Below are 21,037 nucleotides of genomic sequence, written 5' to 3' on the forward strand. Positions count from 1 at the left end.
GGCCGCGGCGGCCCGGGCCACGGCGCGTGCGAGGGGCGGCAGACCCGGCGACGGTTCGCGGGCGGCAATCGGTGCGGGGGACGGCGCCATGCCGGGCAGGGCGTAGTCGGCGGCGTAGATGTCGCGCACGGCGGCCAGGGCGCGGGGCGAGGCCAGGGCGGCGGCCGGTTCGCGCCGCGACGGGTAGAGGTGGGGCCAGACGATCGGGCCGTGGCCGGGCGCCACGCGGTCGAGCCAGGCGGCCGTGTCGTCGGCCAGGTGCTCGAAGCGCAGCAGGTGGCCGACGGCGAGGTCGTCGCGCGCGTCGACCAGGTAGCGGTGCTGGGGCACGAAGAGGTTGAAGTGGCCGAAGGCCATCAGGTCGCCCAGGCGGCGGTCGGCGGCCGCGAGCCCGTCGGCCCAGGGGCGCACGTGGTCGTCGTAGAAGGCGTCGAAGTGGTCGAGGAAGTCGGCCGGGCCGGCGAAACGGTCGAGGCCGAGTTCGGCCGCGAGGTCCGGGTTGCCGACCGCGCCGCGCCACAGCACCGACGGGCGCCCGCCCAGCCAGGCGAAGGCGCTGACCAGGCGGTCGAGGGGCTCGCGGATCACGGCCACGGTCCGGGCGTGGTCGGCGGTGGGCAGGGTGGCCAGCGGGCGGTGGGTGCGCACCGCCAGGCGGTCGGCGGGCAGATGCTCCTGCAGGACCCGCGTGAGGCTGGTGCCGGCCGTCTTGGCGATGTGGATGAACACCACGGGCGTGTCGGGGGCGGCGCTCACGGCTCGCCGCACACGGCGGCGACGGCCGCGGGCAGGCGCGCGATGCGGCGCGCCGCGTAGTCGAAGCTCACCAGGCCGGTCTCGACCAGGGCGATCGGGTCGGCGCCGCCGTCGGGCCGCGGCCGGGTGACGCGGCAGGCCAGCCGGAAGCCGCTGCGCCCGGCCTCGACCGCACCCAGTTCGAACGCGAGCTCGTCGCCGGCGAAGCCCTCGCCCTGGTACACCACCGCGGCGTCGGCCATGATCAGGCTCGCGCCGGCGCAGTCCAGTTCGCTCCAGCCGTGGGACGCCAGCCAGGCCACCCGCGCCTCGTGCACGAGGGAGAGCAGGCGGTCGTTGCCCAGGTGCCCGCCGTAGTTCAGGTCGGTGGTGCGCACGCTCTGGTGCATGCGGAAGGGGTAGGCGTCGAGCGGCTGCAGTTGCACGCGGGGCATGGCCCCTCCTTTCGGGTTCAGCCCACCAGCACGCCCGCGATGGTGGCGGTCAGCCACGAGGCCAGGGCGCCGCCGAACATGGCGCGCAGGCCGAGGGCCGCCACGTCGGCGCGGCGGCCCGGCGCGATGGTGCCGATGCCGCCGATCTGGATGGCGATGCTGCTGAAGTTGGCGAAGCCGCACAGGGCGTAGGTGGCGATGACCACGCTGCGCGGCGAGAGGGTGCCGGCGTGCATGGCGTCGCCGAGGGCGATGTAGCCCATGAACTCGTTGACGGCGATCTTGGTCCCGAGCAGGTTGCCGAAGACGTGGGCCTCGGCCCAGGGCACGCCCATGACCCAGGCCACCGGCGAGAACACCCAGCCGAAGATCTTCTCCAGCGAGAGCCCGACCCAGCCCAGGCCGTAGTTCACCATGGCCACCAGCGCGATGAAGGCCAGCAGCATGGCGCCCACGTTGGCGGCCAGGCGCAGGCCCACGCCGGCGCCGCCCGCCGCGGCGTCGAGCACGTTGGCGTACTCGCGGGGCACCTGCAGGTCGACCGTGCCGCGGGTGGGCGAGGGTTCGGTCTCCGGGAACATGATCTTGGCGACGACCAGCGCCGCCGGCGCCGACATGACGCTCGCCGAGAGCAGGTGGCCGGCGTCGATGCCGAAGCGCACGTAGGCCGCCATGACCCCGCCCGCCACGGTGGCGAAGCCGCCGACCATGACCGCCATGAGCTCGCTGCGGGTCATGGTGGGCAGGTAGGGCTGGATCACGAAGGGGGCCTCGGTCTGGCCCACGAAGATGTTCGCCGCGCAGCTGAGCGACTCCGAGCCGCTGGTGCCCATGGTGCGCTGCATGACCCAGGCCACGCCCGTGATGATGCGCTGCATGAGGCCCAGGTGGTACATCAGGGCCATCAGGCTGCTGAAGAAGATGATCGTCGGCAGGATGTGGATCACGAAGACCGTGCCGATGGGCATCAGCTGCCCGCTGACCGAGTTGGTGACCTGGATGTAGCCGGCCTCGGGGTTGGCGAAGGCCACGAGATCCTCGCCGGTGCGGTAGAGGTTGCCCCACATGAAGGCCGCGCCGGCGTCGGTGAAGCCGAGCAGGCGGGTGACGAAGCTGCGCGCCGCGCCGAAGACGACCTGGCCCCAGGGCGTGCGCAGCAGCAGCACCGCCAGCAGGAACTGCAGGCCCAGCCCCCAGCCGACCACGCGCCAGGGGAAGCGGCGCCGGTTGTTGCTCGAGGCCCAGGCCAGACCGAGCAGCACGAAGATGCCGAGGAGGGAGACGAGGTTCTGCACGGGTGGTCGGCTCCGGAAAGGGGGAGAAGCGGCTGTCCAGATGCCGATTATCGGGAATCGGCCCGGAGCGGTCCACCTCGATTTTGCCATCGCGATTGATGGGCCGGCGCCGATGCCGTAGATTCAGGTCATGAAGGGGATCGCGCCACACCACGCGGCGATCCGGCTCCCCCGGATCCGACCGCAGCACCTCGGACCGCCGGCCTGCGCGCTGGCGCTGGTGGTGCTGCTGATGCTCGGCGCCGGCTGCCGCGACGAGGCGCCGGTGGCGCCGCCCGGCGGCGACGAGCCGCCGGAGATCAACTTCGCCTTCCTGCCCACGGCCCAGGGCCAGCGGATCACGACCCGCGACACGCTGCGATTCCTCGTCACCACCGACGCCCCTGCCGGCTGCACCTGCGCCTGGCGCCTCGGCGACGATCCGGTCTCCGCCACCGAGGCCTACACCTTCGTGCCCAGCGCGCCGGGCATCGACACGCTGCGGGTCGCCGCCGCCGTCGACCGGGCGACCAGCACCTACTACTGGGTGATCGAGACGGTCGAGTTCGACGTGCCGCTGCCGCCGGTGGTGCCGCTGATCACCGCCCGCGAAGGCACCGCGCCGGGCGAGGCCATCGTCACCTGGCAGCAGGTCGTCGACGCGGAAGTGCGCGTGGTCGGCTACGCGTTCGCGGCGTCGCCCGACGGGCCCCTGACCGAGGAGAACTGGGAGCAGAACGAGCAGGGGCGGGTGCCGTTCGTGCCCGAGACACCGTTCTACGTGGAGATCCTCGACGGGGAGGCCGGGCTGGTGCCCGGCCAGATGGCGTGGTTCTACGTGCGGTCGTACGACGTCTACGGGCGCCTGTCGCGGCTGGGCAACAGCGCGCGCACGCGGGTGCCCGGCGAGTGGTGGCTCTCGGGCAGCCTGGTCGACGGGGCCGGGGCGCCGGTGGCCGGCCAGGAGGTGCGCGTGGACGGCGATCGCCTCGGGGTGCTCTCGGCAGCCGACGGGACCTTCCGCCTCGGCCCCCTGCTCGACCTCGATCCGACCGGCGCCATCCGCGTGGTCGGCTCGGACATCCCGGACGAGGGCTGGTGCGGCTTCACGTCGGGCGCACTGGACACCATGAGCGGCAACGACGTGCGGATCGTCATGTTGCCGCGCCGCGACCTCGCCGACGGCTGCGACTTCTACGAAGGCGAGTGGCTGCCGTTCTTCCGGCACATGACGAACACCCGCATCGTGGCCACCGACCCGGCGGCGAGCCTGCTCTGGTCGTGGCCCGAATATCCGGTCGACGTGTGGGTGCCCGAAGGGTCGGGCTTCTCGGGGCTCGACTTCGCGGCGGCCATGCGCGCGGCCATGGCCACCTGGAACCTGCACCTCGGGGAGGAATACCTGCGCGAAGCCGCCGACGAGGCCTCGGCGGACGTGATCTGCGAGTACGTGGACGACCTGCCCGGCGCCTTCGGCAAGGTCACCCTGACGGCCCCGGCGGGATACAACCTCAGCGAGATCATCCCCCAGCGCATGCTGCTGCGCCTGGACCGGGGCATCACCGGACAGGACGTCCTGGACATCGTCACGCTGCACGAACTGGGTCACGTCCTCGGCCTGGCCAACCACGTGGCGTGCGGCAACGGCGGCTACCTCATGACCCTCGGCCTGGCCGTGGCCAACCTCGACCTGCCCGTGCCCATCCACATCGACGAGCTCGATGCGGTGCGCGCCCTGCGCCAGCTGCCCCAGGGCACGAACATGGCGCTGTACCGCGTCGGGCCGTGAGGGCGGGCCGCCGGCGGCGCCCCGCGGTGTCCGGCTACCCGTCCGTCCCATCCTCCGCATACGCCGGATACTCCGTGTAGCCCGCCGGATCCTGACCCGGCGCGTACCACGTCGCCATGTCCGACAGCGGCGCCTCGGGCCAGCCGTGGCGCCAGCGCGCGGGCAGGTCCGGGTTGGTGATGAAGGGGCGGCCGACGGCGATCAGGTCGGCGGCGCCGCGGGCCACGGCGGCGGCGGCGGTGTCGCGGTCGTAGCCGCAGGCGCCGATGAGGGTGCCGGGGAAGACGGCGCGGAAGTCCTCGAGGGTCATGGGGTCGCCGAGCTGGTGGAAACCGAAGGCGAGCCCGTCGACCACGTGCAGGTAGGCCAGGTCGAGCTTGCCGAGCTGGGTGGCGGCGTAGGTGAACTGGGCGCGGAAGTCGGGCGAGCCCATGTCGTTGAAGGCGCCGTTGGGGGACAGGCGCACGCCCACGCGGCCGGGGGCGAAGGCCTCGAGGCAGGCCACGACCACCTCGCCGAGCAGGCGGTAGCGGTTCTCGACGCTGCCGCCGTAGGCGTCGGTGCGGTGGTTGGTCTTCGACTGGAGGAACTGGTCGAGCAGGTAGCCGTTGGCCGCGTGCACCTCGACGCCGTCGAAGCCGGCGCGCTCGGCGCGGGCGGCGGCCGCCGCGTAGTCGGCCACGACGAGGGCCATCTCCTCGCGGGCCAGCGCGCGCGGGGTCTCGTAGGGCTTGCGGCCCGCCGGCGTGTGGATGCCGTCGCCCTCGAGGCGCACCGCCGAGGCCGAGACGGGCAGCTCGCCGTCGTGGAAGTCGCTGTGCGAGGCGCGGCCCATGTGCCAGAGCTGCAGGAAGATGCGGCCGCCGGCGGCGTGCACCGCGTCGGTCACCTGGCGCCACGAGGCCTCCTGCTCGTCGGTGTAGATGCCCGGCGCACCGACCCAGCCGTTGCCCTGCGTCGAGACCGAGGTGGCCTCGGTGATGAGCAGACCCGCGCCCGCGCGCTGGGTGTAGTACGCGGCCATCAGCGGCGTGGCGATGCGCCCGGGCCCCGCCTTGGAGCGGGTCATGGGCGCCATGGCGATGCGGTTGGCCAGGCTGAGGGGACCGACGCGGACGGCGTCGAAGAGGCTCGGCGAGGAGGGGGACATGGTGTTCCTTTCGCGCGCCCGGGAAGCGGAGCGGGGCCCCGCGCGGGATCGGCCGCGGCGCGCCGGCGGCCGATCCGGAATGGATGTTCTCGAACGGCCTTCGCCGCTCCACCCCCGGATCCACCGGCCATGATAGCTGCAAGGTGGTTGGGCCGCCTCCCGTTGCGACGCCCCGGGGGGCGGCCTAGATTGTGGAACGATCGATCTGGGTCCCCGAAGGGAGTGTCCGTGCCCCGCCCCCGCAGTTTCGACGCCGACGAGGTCCTGGCCGGGGCCGTGGCCATGTTCCGGGCCCACGGCTACGAGCGGACCAGCGTGCCCGAGCTCACCGAGCGCCTGGGCATCTGCCGGCAGAGCCTGTACGCCACCTTCGGCGACAAGCGCGGCCTCTACCTGCAGGCCCTGGCCGCCTGGGGCCGCGACGAGGTCGACGGCAAGCTGGCCCTGCTGGCGGCCGAAGGCTCACCCCTCGCCCACGTGCGCACGCTGGTGCGGGGCTTCGCCGCCCTGGCGTCCACCTGCCCGGCGGCGGGCTGCTTCACCGTCACGGCCATGGTCGAGTCGCGCGACGACCCCGAGGCCGTGGCCGTGGTCGCCGCCCAGGTCGCCCGCTTCGAGGACGGGCTCCACGCCGCCCTGGCCGAGGCCCGCGCCGGCGGCGAGCTGCGCCCCGACGCCGACCCCCGCCGCCTGGCCCGCACCATCACCACCGCCATGTACGGCCTGGGCCTGGTGGTGCGTCTGCCCGATTCGGCCGGCCGCATCGCCGACACGGTGGCCACCCTGCTGGCGCTGCTGGACGAGGCCGCCGCCGGGCGGTCCGGTTGACGCTGCCCGCCGTCCGGTGGTACGTTGGCGGCCGGTGAAACCTCTCGCTCGTCTCACCTTGGCAGGACGTGAACCGACCGGTCCGCCGGCGCTCCACCCGGGACGTCGCCGTGTGCCCGGTCCACAACCGGATGTTTCGGGTCCGATTTCCCTGGGGGCACCATGGTCGGCAAGACGCTGCTGCACTACGAGATCCGCGCGCAGATCGGTCGCGGGGGCATGGGTGAGGTCTTCGCCGCCCACGACACGAAGCTGGGGCGCGACGTCGCCCTGAAGATCCTGCCCGCCGAACTGACCGGCGACCCGGAACGCGAAGCCCGCTTCCACCGCGAGGCGCGGGCCCTGGCCAGCCTGCAGCACCCCAACGTGGCCTCGGTGTACGGCTTCGAGGAGGCCGACGGGATCCGCTTCCTGGTCATGGAGCTGGTGTCCGGCACGGAGCTGACGACACGCATGGCCGCGGGCGCCCTGCCCGCCGACGAGGTGCGCCGCCTCGCGCGCCAGCTCGCCGCCGGACTCGAGGCCGCCCACGAGAGCGGCATCGTGCACCGCGACCTCAAGCCGGCCAACGTCATGGTCAGCGACGACGGCGAGGTGAAGATCCTCGACTTCGGCCTGGCCCAGGCCTGGCTCGGCGACAGCCCGAACCAGTCCGAGTCGTCGGCCATGCCCACCATCACCGCGGCCATGACCCAGGTGGGCGCCATCCTGGGCACCGCCGCCTACATGAGTCCGGAGCAGGCGCGCGGCGTGAACGTCGACCGGCGCACCGACATCTGGGCCTTCGGCGTCATCCTCTTCGAGATGCTCACCGGCGAGCAGCTCTTCCAGGGCGAGACCGTGAGCGACACCCTGGCCGCCGTGCTGCGCAAGGATCCCGAGTGGGACCGGCTGCCCGTGGACGAGGCGCCCGAGCTGTGCCGGCTCGTCGAGCGCTGCCTCGAACGGAACCCGAAGCAGCGCCTGCGCGACATCGGCGAGGCGCGCATCTTCCTGCAGGACGGCGGGGAGAGCGGCACCAACCTGAGCTTCAGCATGCTCGGCGCGCGGCAGGCCGTGGTGGAGGTCGAGCGCCGGCGCCCGGTGTGGGTGCTGGTGGCGATCGCGGCCGCGGCCCTGCTGGTGGGGACGGGCCTGGGCTGGAAGGTGCTGTCCCGGCCCGCGCCGGCGCCGGTGATCCACGCCATGGTGCCGCCGCCGCCGGGAGGCGAGTACGCCCTGGAGCAGTCCGCCCCGGGGGCCGTCGCCGTGTCGCCGGACGGCACCATGATCGCCTACTGCGCCCGGGTCGACGGGGCCAAACGCCTGATGCTGCGCCGTCTGGACCAGGGCGAGGCCGTCGCCCTGTCCGGCACCGAGGAGGCGGCCTACCCCTTCTGGTCGGCCGACAGCCGCTCCATCGGGTTCTTCATCGTGCAGGACCAGAAGCTGCGCAAGGTGGCCGTGTCCGGCGGACCGCCGGTGACCCTCTGCGCGGCCAGCAACGGCAAGGGCGGCTCCTGGAACGCCGACGGCGAGATCATCTTCGCGGCGTCGGCCGGCAGCGGCATCAGCGTGGTGCCCGAGTCGGGCGGCGATCCGCGCGAGTTGACGAAGACCGGCAACGGCTACGATTCCCACCGGCATCCGCGCTTCCTGCCCGACGGCCGGCACTTCCTGTACACCGCGCGCACCAGCAGCGGGGGCGATGCGAACGCGGTCTTCCTGGCCTCCCTGGACACGACGTTCACGCCCCGCCAGATCGCGACCTCCGACAGCGACGCCGACTACGGTTCGGGCCACCTGCTCACCGTGCGCGAGGGCGTGCTGATGGCCACGCCGTTCACGCCGGACATGGAGAAGATCACCACGACCGGCACGCCCATCGTCGAGAACGTGCTGACCCTGGAAGGGGCGGCGCTGTCGGTCTTCTCGCCGGCGGCCTCGGGCATGCTGGCGTACCAGACCGGCACGGCGGCCGGGGGCGAGAAGCAGCTCTACTGGCGCGACCGGGAGACCGGGGCGCTGGTGGAGGTCGGGGAGCCGGGGCTGTTGTCCCACCCGTCCATCTCGCCCGACGGCACGAAGGCCCTGGTCGAGATGGACAGCGAGTCGGACTCGGGGATCGATCTGTGGCTGGTCGAGTTGGACACGGGGCTGCGCACGCGCTTCACCTTCGCCGCCGGCGACGAGATCCGGCCGGTCTGGACACCGGACGGGAGCAGGGTCATCTACCAGGCCGGGCCGGCCGGGGCCTTCCAGCTGATCGAGCAGCCGGTCGAGGGACAGGGGGGAGCGGCGATCCTCTTCGAGTCGAAAGACGAGGTCGGGCCGACGGACGTCAGCCCCGACGGCCGCCATCTCCTGTTCAACAGGACGCCCGAGGGCTCCGACGTCTTCTCGATGTGGCGCCTGGACCTGACCGGGGCGGAACCGGAGCCGGTCGAGGTGTACTCTCTGCCCGACCAGAATTCCGGCGGCGGGACGTATTCCCCGGATGGCCGCTGGATCGCGTTCCACCACATCACGCCGCAGGGGCTCGACGTCTTCGTCATCCCCGCCGCCGGGGGCGCGCGCAAGTGGCAGATCTCCACCGACGGGCGGGTGTATCCCATCTGGGCGGCCGGAGGCACCGAGCTGTGGACCGTCGGATTCGACGGCGAACTGCTCGTCTTCACCGTCGACGGCAGCGGCGACACCTTCCGGGTGCGCGGCTCGAGCACCTCGCTGCGGGTCGAAGGGCCGACCTACGACGGCAACACCTACGACCTGGACCCGAACGGCGGCCGGCTGCTCGATGCCGCCGACAACCAGGCGGTCCGGTCCGAGTCCTCGCTGATCCAGTTCGTGACCGACTGGCAGCGCGGGCTGATGAGGTAGGGCGATGGGCGCGGCGCGCGGAGGGCGATCGATCGCCGCGGCGGCCCTGGTCGCCGCCGTGCTGATCGGGTGGCCGGCCGGGGCCGCCGACGCCCCGCGCCGCATCGACTTCCGCACCCGCACCATGGGCACCACCGCCACCCTGAGCCTGGTGACGGCCGACTCGGCGGCCGTGGCCGATCTGGCCTACCGCGCCCTGCTCAGCCTGCACCACACCGACTCCCTGATGACCAACTGGACCGACACCAGCGAGACCGCCCGCATCAACCGCCTGGCCGGGCGCGAGACGGTGCGTCTCGACCCGGAGGTGGCGCAGGTGCTGGCCGTGGCGGCGCGGGTCGGGCGGGAGAGCGGGGGGGCGTTCGACCTGACGGTCGAACCGCTGGTGCGGCTGTGGGGCTTCCTCGCCGGCCAGCCGGCGGTGCCCGATTCGGCGGCCATCGCGGCGGCGCGCCGCCGCGTCGGCTGGGAGCACCTGGACCTCGACGCGGCCGCGGGCACCCTGCGCTTCACCACACCCGACGCGCGCATCGACCTGGGCGGCGTGGCCAAGGGCTACGGCGTGGACCGGGTGGCCGGACTGCTGCGGCAGGCCGGCGTGCGCGACGCCCTGATCGACCTCTCGGGCAACATGGTCGCCCTCGGCCACGCCCCCGGCCGGAATGACGGCTGGGTGCTGGGCGTGCTCGATCCCGAAGGTTCGGGCGAGCACCTGGCCACCGTGGGCCTCGGCGACGGGGCCATCGCCACGTCGGGCAACTACCTGCAGTACGTCATGGCCGACATGGGCGGCCGGCCGCGCCGCTACGGCCACATCCTCGACCCGCGCACGGGCTGGCCCGCGCAGGGGGTCGCCTCGGCCACGGTCATCGCACCGGACGCCACCACGGCCGACGCCTGGGCCACGGCCCTGGTGGTGCTGCCGCCGGACGAGGCGCGGGCCGTCGCGCGGGCCCACCCCGAGCTGCAGGTGATCCTCGTCGCGCACCCCGCCGACGGGGTGCAGGTCATCTGGGTGGAGGAGGATCTCCGCCCCCGCGTGGATCTGAACCCGCGCGCCGCCGCCCGCTGCGAGCTGCGCTCCTTCTAGTTTCCCGTTCTCCCTTCCCGCCAGGGCACCCGCCGCCCGGCCTGCGCCGACGGAGCGGATCTTGCTGCGCCCCTGCCCAGGCCTTCCGACGGGAAGGCCGGGAAGGAATCGCCCTCCCTCATGAGGAAGCACGGACCCCGACGGGGAAGGCGCCGATCGCGCATTCCGAAGCGTCGGACGGTCCCGAATCAGGGCAAAAAGCCTCTCGATTGACGGAGGCCAGGACGCCCGGCGAATCCGCCGTTCAAGTTCCGCCCGCTCCCGACCGATATCCGGGACCGGGGCGAAACAAGACAAATAGGGGAGTGTTTCGCGTGAATCGCCGCAAGACCATGATCGTCCGCGTGGGGACCGCGTGCGTCCTGTCGCTGCCGCTGGCCGCGGCCGGCTGCCGCAGCGCGTCGCCCACCGCGACGGAGCCGCCCACCGGCGGCCGCGAGCTCGTGCTCGACGAGGCCGCGTTCGTCGCGACCGTCGGGCCGATCCTCACCAGCCGGGGCTGCGACAACGTCGCCTGCCACGGCGGGGGCCTGCGCGGCACCTTCCAGCTTTCGCCTGCCGACGCCAAGGACTACGACTTCGACTTCGTCCAGGCCCGCCTGCAGGTCGATGCGGTCGACCGCGAGGCGAGCAACCTGCTGCTCAAGCCCCTCGACCCGGCGGCCGGCGGCGTGGCGCACACCGCGCCCGCGTCCGAATCGGGCTTCCTCGACGCGGCCGATCCGGACTTCCAGGCGATCCGCGCCTGGATCCTCGCGGGGGAGCTGCGATGAGCGCGCGCGCCCCGGGCAGCCTGGTTCTCCTGCTCCTGCTGGGCGCCGCGGCGTCGGGGACACCCGTGCGCGCCGCGGACGCGGCGCCGGCGACCGCGGCCGCCGACACCACGGCGACCGCCGACGGCCTGCACTACCTGGTGCCCGAGCTGCGCGGCGGCGCCACGCATCTGAGCGCCGGCCCGCGGCAGTTCCGCCGCCGGGTCGCCTTCAGCCCGGCCGTCGGACGCTTCGGCGCCGACGACCTGTTCGCCCTGCGCCTCGCCTTCAACCCGGACCGGTGGCTCGGCTACGAGATCTCACTGGGCCACAACCCGTCCGGCTCGCTGCATGCGGTGCTGCACACCCTGAACGTGCAGCTCCGCTACCCGCTGTCCGGACGTCTGCAGCCGTACGCCAGCCTCGGCTACGGGATGATGACCGCCTACCCGGGCCAGGCCATCGAGGCCGACCCGGTCACCAAGAACGTCGTCGCCTTCGGCGGCGGCCTCGAAGCCTATCTGCGGGACGACGTGGCCCTGCGGGGCGAGGCGCGCAACGCCGTCGTCCTGGGCCAGGAACGCGGCGAGCAAGACACCGTCGCCTACTCGTACGCCGAGCTCACGCTCGGCCTCGTGTTCTACCGGAGCCTGGGGGACTGATCCGGACGGCCGGGCCGCGCAGGCCGGGCCGGACGGGATGGGAGATGTCATGAGGAACCCGATCACGCAACCGAACCGTCGCCCCTGGGCCGTCGCGGCCCTCGTGGGGCTGCTCGCGGCCGCGGGGGGCTGCCGCGACAGCGCGCCCGACGACCTGATCGGCCAGGAGGACACGACCGTCGCCCTGGTCTTCGTCAAGACCGAGGGCGAGGAGACCCTGAACCGCTCGCGGGCCTCCGGCAACCTGTACCGGCTGGCGCCCATCTCGCCCGACGGCGAGGTGACGCCGATCACGAACTTCACGGGCGCCGCGGTCTTCGACCCCTGCGTCTCGTTCGACGGCGAGCGCATCCTCTTCTCGCTGCGGCGGCAGGGCGACGCCCACCAGAACATCTGGGAGATCCGCGCCGACGGCACCGGCCTGCGCCAGGTGACCAGCGGCGGCGGCGACGACTTCGATCCCCTGTACCTGCCCGACGGGCGCATCCTCTTCACGAGCTCGCGCCACGGCGGCATGGACGAGTACAACCACGCCCCGGCCGAGGTGCTCTACACCTGCAACGCCGACGGCTCGGACCTCAAGCGGCGCTCGTTCAACATGAGCGACGACTTCGATCCGGCCCTGCTGCCGGACGGCCGCGTCATCTACACGCGCTGGGAGCATTTCGGGACCTTCAACCGCTTCCCGATCTTCGTCGCCAACCCCGACGGCACCCACAGCTTCCACAAGTACGGTCCGCACAACCGCAACTTCTTCCACCCGCAGGTCATGCCCGACGGCCGCATCATCGCCATCGAGTCGACCATGGTGAACGAGGACTCGGGCCCGATCGCGGTGCTGAAGCTCGAGACGGGTCCGGCCGATCCGGCCATCGGGGGCAACGACGAGCACTGGAACGTGCTCACCGACCAGGTGAACAACGACGGGGCGCCCTGGCCCCACGGCGTGTTCAAGTACCCCTTCCCCCTCGGCGGCAACCGCTACGTGGCCAGCTACACGCTGCCCGCGGCGGCCGAGGAGGACGTCGACTACGGCCTGTACACCTTCACCCTCGAGCAGACGGGGTCGGGCACGGACGAGTCGCCGGCCACCTTCAGCATCAGCGACCTGACCTTCCTCTACAACGACCCGAACTGGAACGAGTACGACGCCCAGCTGCTCGCCCCGCACGCGCCGCCGCCGGTGGTCGACCCGGTGGGCGACGGCGTGAGCGACTTCGGCATCTTCCTCGGCCAGGACGTCTTCAACCGCAGCACGCAGGACGGGCAGGAGGTGCCGGTCAAGGGCGTCGATCCCATCGAGGAGATCGCCGTCTTCGTGGGCATCCCGACCGCCCGCGGCGAGGCCAACGACTACTCGGCCAACGAGTTCGAGAAGCGCGCGCTGCTCGGCTTCGCGCCGGTCTATCCGGACGGCTCGTTCAAGATCAAGGTGCCCGCGAACACGCCGGTCAGCTTCGCCACCGTCGACAGCCTGCACCGCGCCATCGTCACCAAGCGCACCTGGCTGTACGTGCAGCCGGGCGAGACGGCCAACGAGTGCGTCGGCTGCCACCAGGAGCGCGGCGATTTCACCTCGCACACCACGAACCCCGTGCCGCTGGCGCGCAGCATGCCGGCCAGCGACGTGAACGTGAAGCCCGCCGACTACACCTACATCAACTACCGCGACCAGATCGCGCCCATCGTGGCCGCCAAGTGCGTGGGGTGCCACTTCCCGACCTACGTCCAGCGCGACACGATGCTCGTGCCGGACGGCCCGATCGTCACGGTGACCGACACGATCCCGCCGCCGGGCTTCCTCGACCTGACCGCCGTGCCGGACACGACCGGGCGCATGATGCAGGTCTTCCCGCGGGCCTACATCAACCTGTCCGGCGAGTCGGAGACGTCGCTGCGGCAGGCGGTGGTGCCCGCGTTCCCGCGGCGCTCGCCCCTGATCGACTACATCCACGGCGTGGGCGAGAAGGCCGGCGACGGGGCGCACCCCGCGTCCGACCCGCTCACGGCCGAGGAGCGCGAACTCTTCACCCTGTGGGTGCTGCTCGGCGCCCAGTACCGGTAGGGGAACGACGATGACGATGCGGAATCACCACGGAGACGGGCGACGGGGTCGCCGGGCGGCGGGCCGACGGGTGCTGCTGCTCGGTCTGGCCCTGGCCGCCGTCGCGTCGGGGCCGGCCGGGGCCGGTCCGGCCGCGCCGGACGAGCTGCTGGCCGCCCGGGCCATGACCGACCTGGACGGGGGCGCGGTGCGGCTGGCCGACCTGCGCGGCGAGATCGTGGTCGTGAACTTCTGGGCGAGCTGGTGCGCGCCCTGCCGGCGCGAGCTGCCCGACCTCGCGGCCCTGGACGCCGGGTGGCGCGGTCGCGGCGCGCGCGTGGTCGCCGTCTCGATCGACGCCAAGGAGGCCAACGCCCGCCACTTCGTCGCGCGCGCGGAGCTCGACCTGGCCGTGTGGCTCGACGGTCCGCGGGGCCTGGCCGCCGACCTGGACCTGGCCGCCGTGCCCACGACCTACGTCCTGGACCGGGACGGCGCGGTGGTGCTGAAGGTCGAGGGCGGCGACGAGGCGAACCTGGCGCTGATCGCCCGCGCCGTGGACGACCTGCTGGCCGCCGACGAAAGGCCGGGCGCATGAGCCGCGACGCGATCCGCGAACACGGCCGCCGGGCGGCCCTCGGCGTGGCGCTGGCGGCGCTCCTGGCCGTCCTGGCCGGGTGCTCGACCGTGCGCGCCTACGAGAAGGAGCATCTGGCCGATCCGCTGATGACCGACCGGCACGACATGGTGGCCGGCATGCGCGAGATGAAGTGGCTCGACGCCCGCGAGGGCTCGACCGGCGGCGTCGGCGGCGCCGGCGGGGGGTGCGCCTGCAAATGACCCTCCGGAGCGGCAGGAACGGTGCGGCGGTGGTGCTCGCGGCGGCGGTGTTGACCGTCGCCGGCGGCGTCGTGCGCGGCGCGGCGCCGCAGCTGGCCGACAACACCGCCGGCTACGCCATGAACTTCTTCTCCGACGTGGAGGGCGTGCACGTCTACACCCAGTACGTCGACTCGGCCTTCCGCCTCTCCGACCAGGTCGCCGCCGGCATCGAGTGGGTGCACGACCGCGTGGTGATCCCGGCCATCGACGCGCCCCCGGGCAGCGCCGAGGCCATCGACGGCATCACCTCGGCCAGCCGCCCCATCCTGAGCGAGGAGGACGCCTTCAAGGACTACGTGAAGGTGCGCAACTCGCTGCAGGGGACCATGAACTGGTCGGGCGCGGGCCTCAGCTACTACGTCTCGGACGAGGACGACTACTTCGCCCAGATGCTCGCCGCCGCCTACGCGGCCGACTTCATGGACGACAACTTCAACCTCGCCGCCGGCCTGAGCTACGGCTGGGACGACATCCGGGCCCTGCAGCAGGACGGCTCCCGCGGCTCGGCCTACCGGCACACGAGCCACGTCAACCTGGTCGCGACCCAGATCGTGACGCCGAGCCTGCGCCTGCGGGTGGGGGCCGAGCTGAACCTGGTGCGCGGCCAGCAGCACGATCCCTACCGCAGCGTGTACGTGGGCGGGGGCATCGAGCCGGAGCTGCATCCGGACCATCGCTCGCGGCGCGACGTGTTCGTGAACCTGAGCCAGTACCTCGGCAACGAATCGAGCCTGAAGCTCGACTACCGCTACTACGACGACAACTGGTCCGTGCGCTCCCACACCTGGGGCGTGCGGCTGGCCCAGCGCATCTCGCGGCCGCTGACGGTGCGCTACCGCTACCGCTACTACACCCAGGGGGCCGCCTGGTTCTACCGCGACGACTACCGCGGGGGCACCAGCATCGACGGCTACCAGACGGCCGACTACCGCCTCGGCGACTACGGCGCCCACCTCTTCGGGGGTCACGTGATCTGGCGTCCGGAGTCGCTCTTCGGCGGGAGCGGCATCCTCGCCCGTACCGAACTGCGCTTCACCTACGAGCGGTACTTCAACAGCAACAACTTCACGGCGAACGTCTTCGAGACCAGCGTCTCGGTGACGTTCTGACCGGAGCGCAAAGGAGACCGGCATGTTCCGCACGACCCTGACCTCGACGCTGCTGCTGGCCGCCACGCTGGCCGGCGGCGGCCTGCGCGCGGCGACCTTCGAGCCGCAGCCCTTCCTGGCCGACGGGGGCGTCGACGTGCTCGATCGCCAGGTGACGCGGCAGCTCGTCGACCGCGACCTCTTCTCGGCGCCGTGGGCCACGGTGGTCCTCGGCCGGGTCGACGTCTACGCGACCTTCCCCTACCTGGAGTCGCGCTACTTCCAGGTCGTCAGCGATCCGGGCTGGAACCGGCTCGTGTACGGCGAGATGGGCCAGGGCCTGAAGGCCTGGGACGGCGCCGGCACCGCGTTCGGTCCCCTCGCCGGTCCGCGCGGCCTGGCCGCCGACGACGCCGGGCGCGTGTACGTCGCCGACACCGAGAACGACCGCGTGGTCGTGTTCCGGACGGTGACCGAGTTCGACCGCATCGACCTGGTGCCGCTCTACGAGATCCCGGGGCTGCAACGCCCCCACGACGTGGCGTGGTCCGACGGCGGCACGCCCTTCGACGCCTCGGACGACGCGCTGTACGTGGCCAACACCGGGGCCAGCGAGGTCGTGCGCTTCACGCCCGGCACCGACGCCGCGACGGAGACCGCGCGCCTCGGCGGGCTGGGCAGCGGCGTCGGCGCGTTCGCCGGTCCGCTGGCGGTGGTCGCCGGCCGCACGGCCGACGGCGCCGACGGCACGGTCTACGTGGCCGACGCCCACACCGGGCGGCTGGTGACGCTGCGCGACACCGGCTCCGGCCTGGCGTGGGGCGGCGAGCTGCGCCACGACCAGGGCACCGTCACCGCCCTCTCGTGCGACCACTTCGGCAACGTCTACGCGACCGCGCCGACCGGCGGCGTCGTGAAGTACACCGCCGGCCTGAAGTCGGTGGCGGGCGCGCTGCCCGCCGTGCACCGCCCGCGCGGCTTCCACGTGCCGCAGGTCACCGTCACCGACCACCGCGACGGCAGCCGCCGCCGGGCCGGCGAGGGCCGCGGCGTGCTCGTCGAGCAGTGGGACAGCGGCAGCGGTCTGCGGGTGCTGGGGCTCGGCGTGGAGATCGCCCGCCCGGCCCAGGTGCCGGGTCGGTCCGCCGTCGACCTCTTCCTCACGGACTGCGCCGACCTGACGGCCGAACTGGTCGATCCGGCCGACGGCCGCGTGGTGACGACCTTCGATCTGGGCCGGGTCGCGGCCGGCCAGGCGCGCCTGGACCTCGCCGCCCCCGCCGACGGCACCGGCTGGGAGGCCGGCCGCTACGAGCTGGCCCTGCGCGCCGCCTCGACCTACGACGCCGCCCGCACGGCGGTGGCCAACGTGTCGGTGGAACTGGCCCGCGCCGGCGATCCGGACCTGCCCCGCAACCTGAGCGTGCTGGGCAATTCGCCCAACCCCTTCAACCCGACGACGACCATCAGCTTCCTGATGCCGCCCGGCGTGCGCGACTACGAGGTGAACGTGTACGACCTGCGCGGCCAGCTCGTGCGGCGGCTGGCCGACGGTCCGGCCACGCCCGGCCGCCACGACGTGCTGTGGGACGGACGCAACGAGGACGGCGGGCCCGTGGGCTCCGGCGTGTACCTGTACCGGGTCGTGGCGGGCGACGAGAAGGCGTCCGGCAAGATGATCCTGGTGAAGTAGGTGAGGACGATGACGCAGCGCACCCCGGGAACCGCCCGCACCGTCGCCGTGGCCGCCGCCCTGGCGCTGGTCGCCGTGGCCGGCTGTCTCGGCGAGCCCGAGATCGACGAGCGCTGGACGCTGCTGGAGGTGGTGTCCAGCGACCCGCGCGACGGCGAGACCGTCGCCGCGGGCGCGACGGTGCCCGTGTCGGTGGCCGGGCGCATCACCTACCGCGACATCCGCACCGGCTACCTGGTGGCCGAAGTGCGCTACGCGCCGGACCTGCCCCCGGCCGAGGTCGACCTCGACACGGACGACTTCGGCCTGACGACCTCGCGCGAGATCGAGCGCGTGCTCGCGGGCTCGGTGACCGCGGGCCGCGCCACCCGCGCGGTGACGGGCTTCGACCACCTGGTGCAGGAGTTCCGCCTCGCCTTCGACGCCGTGGTCCCGGCGGACTTCGCGGCCGGCGCGCCGGACTCGGCCGCCCGCCGCGGGTTGTACCTGGTGCTGTACCTGGCCGAGGGCGAGGAGATCGAGCTGGAGGACAACCGCGACTCCCTCGTGGTGACGCCCTTCCCCGTCGACGAGTACGAGCTGCTCTTCACCGGCTTCGCGCTGCCGGTGGCCGCCGGAACGGGCGGCACGCCATGAGGGCGCCGCGGCACCTGCGCAGCCGCGGCCCCCTGACGGGCTTCGTCCTGCTCCTGTGCGCCGTGGGCGGCGCGGCGTGGGCCGCCGACCGTCCGGCGGGCTGGGAGCTGAGCGCCGGCGTCGCCGCCGGCGCCGTGGGCCCCGACACCGACCTGGCCGACTACCGCTGGGACACGACCCCTACCGCCCAGACCGCGCTGCAGGCGCTGGTCTCGCGCGGCCCCCTCGCCGCCGGCCTGCGCGTCTCGCGCTGGTCGACGACCCAGGGCACGGGCCTGGCCGACGACACGCCCGACCCGCGCGTGGGCACGTGGCAGGGCGAGCTGGTCGCGCGTGTGCGCGTGGTGACGCTGCTGGGGGTGGGCGTGTGGGCGTCCGGCCAGCTGGGCCGCATGCGCCTGGCCTACGAACCGGATCAGGTGGTGATCCCGGGCGCGCTGGCGGGCGAGGACCTCACGGTCGACTTCGCGCCGATCACCGAGACGACCCTCGGCGCGGGCCTGGTCCTGCAGCGCCGCCTGGGCCGGCGCCTGGACGTGGCCCTCGAGGCCGAGCGCACGGGTTACGCCATCGACACCGCCCACCGCCGCGGCGACGAGATCGTGTCGCAGCGGCAGGACTTCGCCAACTGGAGCCTGCGCCTCGGCGTGGCGTGGGCGTTCGCATCGCAAGGAGACGCGCCATGAGACGCCTGTTGAAGGGCTACCAGCGCGAGCCGCTCTGGCGCTCGGGCCTGCGCCAGACGGTCGCGGGCTTCGTGATCGTCCTGTGGGGACTGACCGTGTGGAGCTGCTACGCCGAGGCCGGCCCGGCCCCGGCCCTGAACCAGCCCCACGTGCTGACCGAGAAGAGCGTCCGGCTCACCGGCGAGGGCGCCAACGTGGTGCGCAGCGGTCCGGGTGCGGGCTTCGCCATGGTCGCGGCCTTCCCCGCCGGCGCCGAGTTCGTCGTCATCGCCAAGAAGGACGAGTGGTACAACGTGCGCCTCTCGGACACCCGCACCGCGTGGGTGCACGCCTCGCTGTGCGAGGAGTTCGACGACATGTCCGACCTCGAGTTCCGGCCCAACCCGCGGCTCTTCTCGCGCGTGGGCAGCTTCAGCCTGACGGCCTACGCGGGGGGCTACGCCTTCGACCGCAAGTCCAACTCGCTCGCCCTCGGCGGGCGGGTGGGCTACTACGTGCTCGAGTACGTGGGCGTCGAGGGCAACCTGGGCTGGACCCACGTGCAGCGTCCGGCCGAGATCGTCGAATCCCTCTTCGGGCTCACCCTCGAGGAGGAGGATTTCCACATGCTGTACTACGCCCTGAACCTGAACGCGAAGATCCTGCCCGGACGCCAGATGGTGCCCTACGTCACCATCGGCCTGGGCAGCACGATCATGCAGGGCGAGACCGAGAGCGGCGTGAACTACGGGGCGGGGCTGAACTTCTTCGTCAGCCAGGCCACCGCCGTCAGCTTCGACTTCCGCAGCTACACCATGCAGTCCGGCTCGGCGGCGGCCCGCCGCGAGAACACGAATTTCGAGTTCTCGGTGGGCACGTCGTTCCTGTTCTAGAAGGAGAGATCCATGCGTGACGTCCGCCTTCCCCTGCCTTCGGTGACCCGCCTGGTCGTGGCCTGCGGCCTGGTCGGCCTGGCCATCGTGCTGGGCGGCCCGGCGGCCGACGGGGGCGAGCCCCGGCCCTTCACCGCCCGCGCCGGCCTGGACCTGGCGGCCGACGCCGCCCGCACCTGGGCGGCCGACGCCGAGCTCGTCTACCTCGAGAACGACGAGCCCCTCGCGGCCGACGGCACCGCCGCGCGCTGGGGCTACCTCTTCCGCTCCCGCGCGAGCGGCGAGTCGCGGGCCTACACCCTGCGCGACGGCCGCGTGCTCGAGGCCTCGGACCTCGACTTCGACCTCGATGCGCCGCCCCTGCCGGACACCTGGCTCGACAGCGCCGCGGTGCTCGCGGCGGCCGAGAAGGAAGCCGGCGCGCGCTTCCGCGCCGCGCACGGCGGGCGCGTGGGCACCATGTTCCTGATCCGCGGCGCCCTGCACGAGAAGAAGCCCGACCGCAGCACCTGGGCCGTGGTCTACACGGCGCCGGACCGGCCGAACCTGCTGGTCATCGTCGACGCCGCGAGCGGCGACGTTGTGCGGACGTGGGAGGGTTGAGCATGGGCCGTCATCGCTTCCTGCTCGCGCTCGCGGGCGTCGCGACCCTCGCGGTGGCCGGCGCGGCCCTGGCCGACGGGCCGGCGCCGCGGGTCACGACCGAGGTCCGGCGGGCCGAGGTCCGCGACACCGACCACCCGACGCTGCGGTTCCTGCGCGACAACCGCGACTTCATCCGCGGCCAGCTCGATCGGCTGCGTCTGCTCACGGTGCGGCGCAGCGAGGGCGACGCCCGGGACCTGGATACGGACCTGCTGCGCCTGCGCGAGCTCGCGGCGGCCATCGCCGCCGCCGGCGACACCGTCGACGCCGCCACCCTGGCCCTGGCCCGCCGCGACCTGCTGGACAGCGTCACGCGTCTCGGCGGCCTCGAGGCCGACCTCGATCGCATGGACCTGCTCGTCGCCGACCAGCGCGCCCGCCTGCGCGAACTGGAGGCCGATTTCCTCGGCCGCCAGGAGACGGCCCTCGTGGTCGTCGTGCGCGGGCTGCCCGCCGGCGCGGCGCCCGACGGGATCGTCCTCGGCGAGGACAACGACTTCCACGACGTGGCCCTCGACGGGACGACCCGCGCGGCCCTGCGGCGCGGCGGCGTGGCCCAGGTGTGGCACCGCTACGTCGAGCCGCGCGACCACGTCTACAGCCTCGCCTTCACCGGCGGGGCCTGGGACAGCCTTCCGGCCGTCGACGTGCCCCTGGCCGCCGGCCGCGACCGCATCACCTTCCTCGAGCTCGATCTGACGGCCCTGGATCCGGAGCGCCCGGACCTGGGCCTGGCCGCGCGGACGTGGGAGCGCTGATGGCGCACCCGCGGCGGCAGCGCGGGCGCCTCCGGGCGACCCGCCGCACCTCGTCCCGGCTGCTCGGGGCGCTGCTGATCCTGGTGGGCGGCACCGCCGGGGGAACCGGACGCGCGCAGGCGTCCGGTCCGGAGGGAAA

20 protein-coding genes are annotated in these 21,037 nt (G+C 73.1%); 16 read left to right on the plus strand and 4 right to left on the minus strand.

Going from position 1 to position 21,037, the window contains the following annotated elements:
• The 3 genes from KDM41_11310 to KDM41_11320 all read right to left on the minus strand — a co-directional run.
• A partial coding sequence (locus KDM41_11310; protein MCB1184011.1) for a sulfotransferase family 2 domain-containing protein occupies positions 1–756 on the minus strand: 756 nt, incomplete at its 3' end.
• On the minus strand, positions 753–1,190 hold the full coding sequence (locus KDM41_11315; protein MCB1184012.1) for a thioesterase family protein: 438 nt from the start codon (positions 1,188–1,190) through the stop codon (positions 753–755). The genes KDM41_11310 and KDM41_11315, both read right to left, overlap by 4 nt.
• Positions 1,191–1,207: 17 nt before the next feature.
• Positions 1,208–2,485, minus strand: a complete 1,278-nt coding sequence (locus KDM41_11320; GenBank protein MCB1184013.1) for a NupC/NupG family nucleoside CNT transporter — start codon at positions 2,483–2,485, stop codon at positions 1,208–1,210.
• A gap of 130 nt (positions 2,486–2,615) precedes the next feature.
• On the opposite strand from KDM41_11320, the gene KDM41_11325 reads away from it, so the two are divergent.
• Positions 2,616–4,253, plus strand: coding sequence for a carboxypeptidase regulatory-like domain-containing protein (locus tag KDM41_11325; protein MCB1184014.1), 1,638 nt, complete (start codon positions 2,616–2,618; stop codon positions 4,251–4,253).
• A 34-nt stretch (positions 4,254–4,287) separates the two neighbouring features.
• Here KDM41_11325 and KDM41_11330 read toward each other — a convergent pair whose 3' ends face one another.
• Positions 4,288–5,403, minus strand: coding sequence for an alkene reductase (locus KDM41_11330; GenBank protein MCB1184015.1), 1,116 nt, complete (start codon positions 5,401–5,403; stop codon positions 4,288–4,290).
• A gap of 228 nt (positions 5,404–5,631) precedes the next feature.
• Here KDM41_11330 and KDM41_11335 point away from each other — a divergent pair, with 228 nt between their 5' ends.
• The 15 genes from KDM41_11335 (at position 5,632) to KDM41_11405 (ending at position 20,898) form a co-directional block, all read left to right on the plus strand.
• Entirely contained in the window at positions 5,632–6,231 is a 600-nt protein-coding gene (locus tag KDM41_11335; GenBank protein MCB1184016.1) for a TetR/AcrR family transcriptional regulator, read from the plus strand.
• Positions 6,232–6,393: 162 nt separating this feature from the next.
• Positions 6,394–9,090, plus strand: coding sequence for a protein kinase (locus tag KDM41_11340; GenBank protein ID MCB1184017.1), 2,697 nt, complete (start codon positions 6,394–6,396; stop codon positions 9,088–9,090).
• Positions 9,091–9,094: 4 nt separating this feature from the next.
• Positions 9,095–10,180, plus strand: a complete 1,086-nt coding sequence (locus KDM41_11345) for an FAD:protein FMN transferase (GenBank protein MCB1184018.1) — start codon at positions 9,095–9,097, stop codon at positions 10,178–10,180.
• Between the two features lie 314 nt (positions 10,181–10,494).
• Positions 10,495–10,953, plus strand: a complete 459-nt coding sequence (locus KDM41_11350) for a hypothetical protein (protein ID MCB1184019.1) — start codon at positions 10,495–10,497, stop codon at positions 10,951–10,953.
• Complete coding sequence (locus KDM41_11355; protein ID MCB1184020.1) at positions 10,950–11,594, plus strand: hypothetical protein; 645 nt, start codon at positions 10,950–10,952, stop codon at positions 11,592–11,594. The genes KDM41_11350 and KDM41_11355 overlap by 4 nt, the downstream gene beginning before the upstream one ends.
• A gap of 49 nt (positions 11,595–11,643) precedes the next feature.
• Positions 11,644–13,659 (plus strand): PD40 domain-containing protein, encoded by a 2,016-nt coding sequence (locus KDM41_11360; protein MCB1184021.1) that lies wholly within the window; start codon positions 11,644–11,646, stop codon positions 13,657–13,659.
• 10 nt (positions 13,660–13,669) lie between these two features.
• Positions 13,670–14,236 (plus strand): TlpA family protein disulfide reductase, encoded by a 567-nt coding sequence (locus KDM41_11365; protein ID MCB1184022.1) that lies wholly within the window; start codon positions 13,670–13,672, stop codon positions 14,234–14,236.
• Positions 14,233–14,478 carry a DUF4266 domain-containing protein gene (locus tag KDM41_11370; protein MCB1184023.1) on the plus strand — a complete coding sequence of 82 codons (246 nt, stop codon included), beginning with the start codon at positions 14,233–14,235 and terminating at the stop codon, positions 14,476–14,478. The genes KDM41_11365 and KDM41_11370 overlap by 4 nt, the downstream gene beginning before the upstream one ends.
• Positions 14,475–15,629, plus strand: coding sequence for a DUF3570 domain-containing protein (locus KDM41_11375; protein MCB1184024.1), 1,155 nt, complete (start codon positions 14,475–14,477; stop codon positions 15,627–15,629). The genes KDM41_11370 and KDM41_11375 overlap by 4 nt, the downstream gene beginning before the upstream one ends.
• Positions 15,630–15,651: 22 nt before the next feature.
• Positions 15,652–17,301, plus strand: coding sequence for a T9SS type A sorting domain-containing protein (locus KDM41_11380; protein ID MCB1184025.1), 1,650 nt, complete (start codon positions 15,652–15,654; stop codon positions 17,299–17,301).
• A 9-nt stretch (positions 17,302–17,310) separates the two neighbouring features.
• Positions 17,311–17,937: a hypothetical protein gene (locus KDM41_11385; GenBank protein ID MCB1184026.1), complete on the plus strand. Its 627-nt coding sequence runs from the start codon at positions 17,311–17,313 to the stop codon at positions 17,935–17,937.
• Entirely contained in the window at positions 17,934–18,623 is a 690-nt protein-coding gene (locus tag KDM41_11390; protein MCB1184027.1) for a hypothetical protein, read from the plus strand. Before KDM41_11385 ends, KDM41_11390 begins: the two co-directional genes overlap by 4 nt.
• Complete coding sequence (locus KDM41_11395) at positions 18,620–19,495, plus strand: outer membrane beta-barrel domain-containing protein (protein MCB1184028.1); 876 nt, start codon at positions 18,620–18,622, stop codon at positions 19,493–19,495. The genes KDM41_11390 and KDM41_11395 overlap by 4 nt, the downstream gene beginning before the upstream one ends.
• A 12-nt stretch (positions 19,496–19,507) precedes the next feature.
• The gene (locus KDM41_11400; GenBank protein MCB1184029.1) at positions 19,508–20,098 is read left to right on the plus strand and encodes a PepSY domain-containing protein; all 591 of its coding nucleotides are present in this window, start codon (positions 19,508–19,510) and stop codon (positions 20,096–20,098) included.
• Between the two features lie 2 nt (positions 20,099–20,100).
• Complete coding sequence (locus KDM41_11405) at positions 20,101–20,898, plus strand: hypothetical protein (GenBank protein MCB1184030.1); 798 nt, start codon at positions 20,101–20,103, stop codon at positions 20,896–20,898.
• Positions 20,899–21,037: the final 139 nt, after the last annotated feature.

This window comes from bacterium (assembly GCA_020440705.1).
GTDB lineage: Bacteria > Krumholzibacteriota > Krumholzibacteriia > LZORAL124-64-63 > LZORAL124-64-63 > JAGRNP01.

Bases quoted from the DNA above. Each gene is read 5' to 3' on its own strand.
- KDM41_11315 (MCB1184012.1), bottom strand. From the start codon at position 1,190: ATGCCCCGCGTGCAACTGCAGCCGCTCGACGCCTACCCCTTCCGCATG.
- KDM41_11325 (MCB1184014.1), top strand. From the start codon at position 2,616: ATGAAGGGGATCGCGCCACACCACGCGGCGATCCGGCTCCCCCGGATC.
- KDM41_11330 (MCB1184015.1), bottom strand. From the start codon at position 5,403: ATGTCCCCCTCCTCGCCGAGCCTCTTCGACGCCGTCCGCGTCGGTCCC.
- KDM41_11340 (MCB1184017.1), top strand. From the start codon at position 6,394: ATGGTCGGCAAGACGCTGCTGCACTACGAGATCCGCGCGCAGATCGGT.
- KDM41_11345 (MCB1184018.1), top strand. From the start codon at position 9,095: ATGGGCGCGGCGCGCGGAGGGCGATCGATCGCCGCGGCGGCCCTGGTC.
- KDM41_11355 (MCB1184020.1), top strand. From the start codon at position 10,950: ATGAGCGCGCGCGCCCCGGGCAGCCTGGTTCTCCTGCTCCTGCTGGGC.
- KDM41_11360 (MCB1184021.1), top strand. From the start codon at position 11,644: ATGAGGAACCCGATCACGCAACCGAACCGTCGCCCCTGGGCCGTCGCG.
- KDM41_11365 (MCB1184022.1), top strand. From the start codon at position 13,670: ATGACGATGCGGAATCACCACGGAGACGGGCGACGGGGTCGCCGGGCG.
- KDM41_11370 (MCB1184023.1), top strand. From the start codon at position 14,233: ATGAGCCGCGACGCGATCCGCGAACACGGCCGCCGGGCGGCCCTCGGC.
- KDM41_11375 (MCB1184024.1), top strand. From the start codon at position 14,475: ATGACCCTCCGGAGCGGCAGGAACGGTGCGGCGGTGGTGCTCGCGGCG.
- KDM41_11380 (MCB1184025.1), top strand. From the start codon at position 15,652: ATGTTCCGCACGACCCTGACCTCGACGCTGCTGCTGGCCGCCACGCTG.
- KDM41_11385 (MCB1184026.1), top strand. From the start codon at position 17,311: ATGACGCAGCGCACCCCGGGAACCGCCCGCACCGTCGCCGTGGCCGCC.
- KDM41_11390 (MCB1184027.1), top strand. From the start codon at position 17,934: ATGAGGGCGCCGCGGCACCTGCGCAGCCGCGGCCCCCTGACGGGCTTC.
- KDM41_11395 (MCB1184028.1), top strand. From the start codon at position 18,620: ATGAGACGCCTGTTGAAGGGCTACCAGCGCGAGCCGCTCTGGCGCTCG.
- KDM41_11400 (MCB1184029.1), top strand. From the start codon at position 19,508: ATGCGTGACGTCCGCCTTCCCCTGCCTTCGGTGACCCGCCTGGTCGTG.
- KDM41_11405 (MCB1184030.1), top strand. From the start codon at position 20,101: ATGGGCCGTCATCGCTTCCTGCTCGCGCTCGCGGGCGTCGCGACCCTC.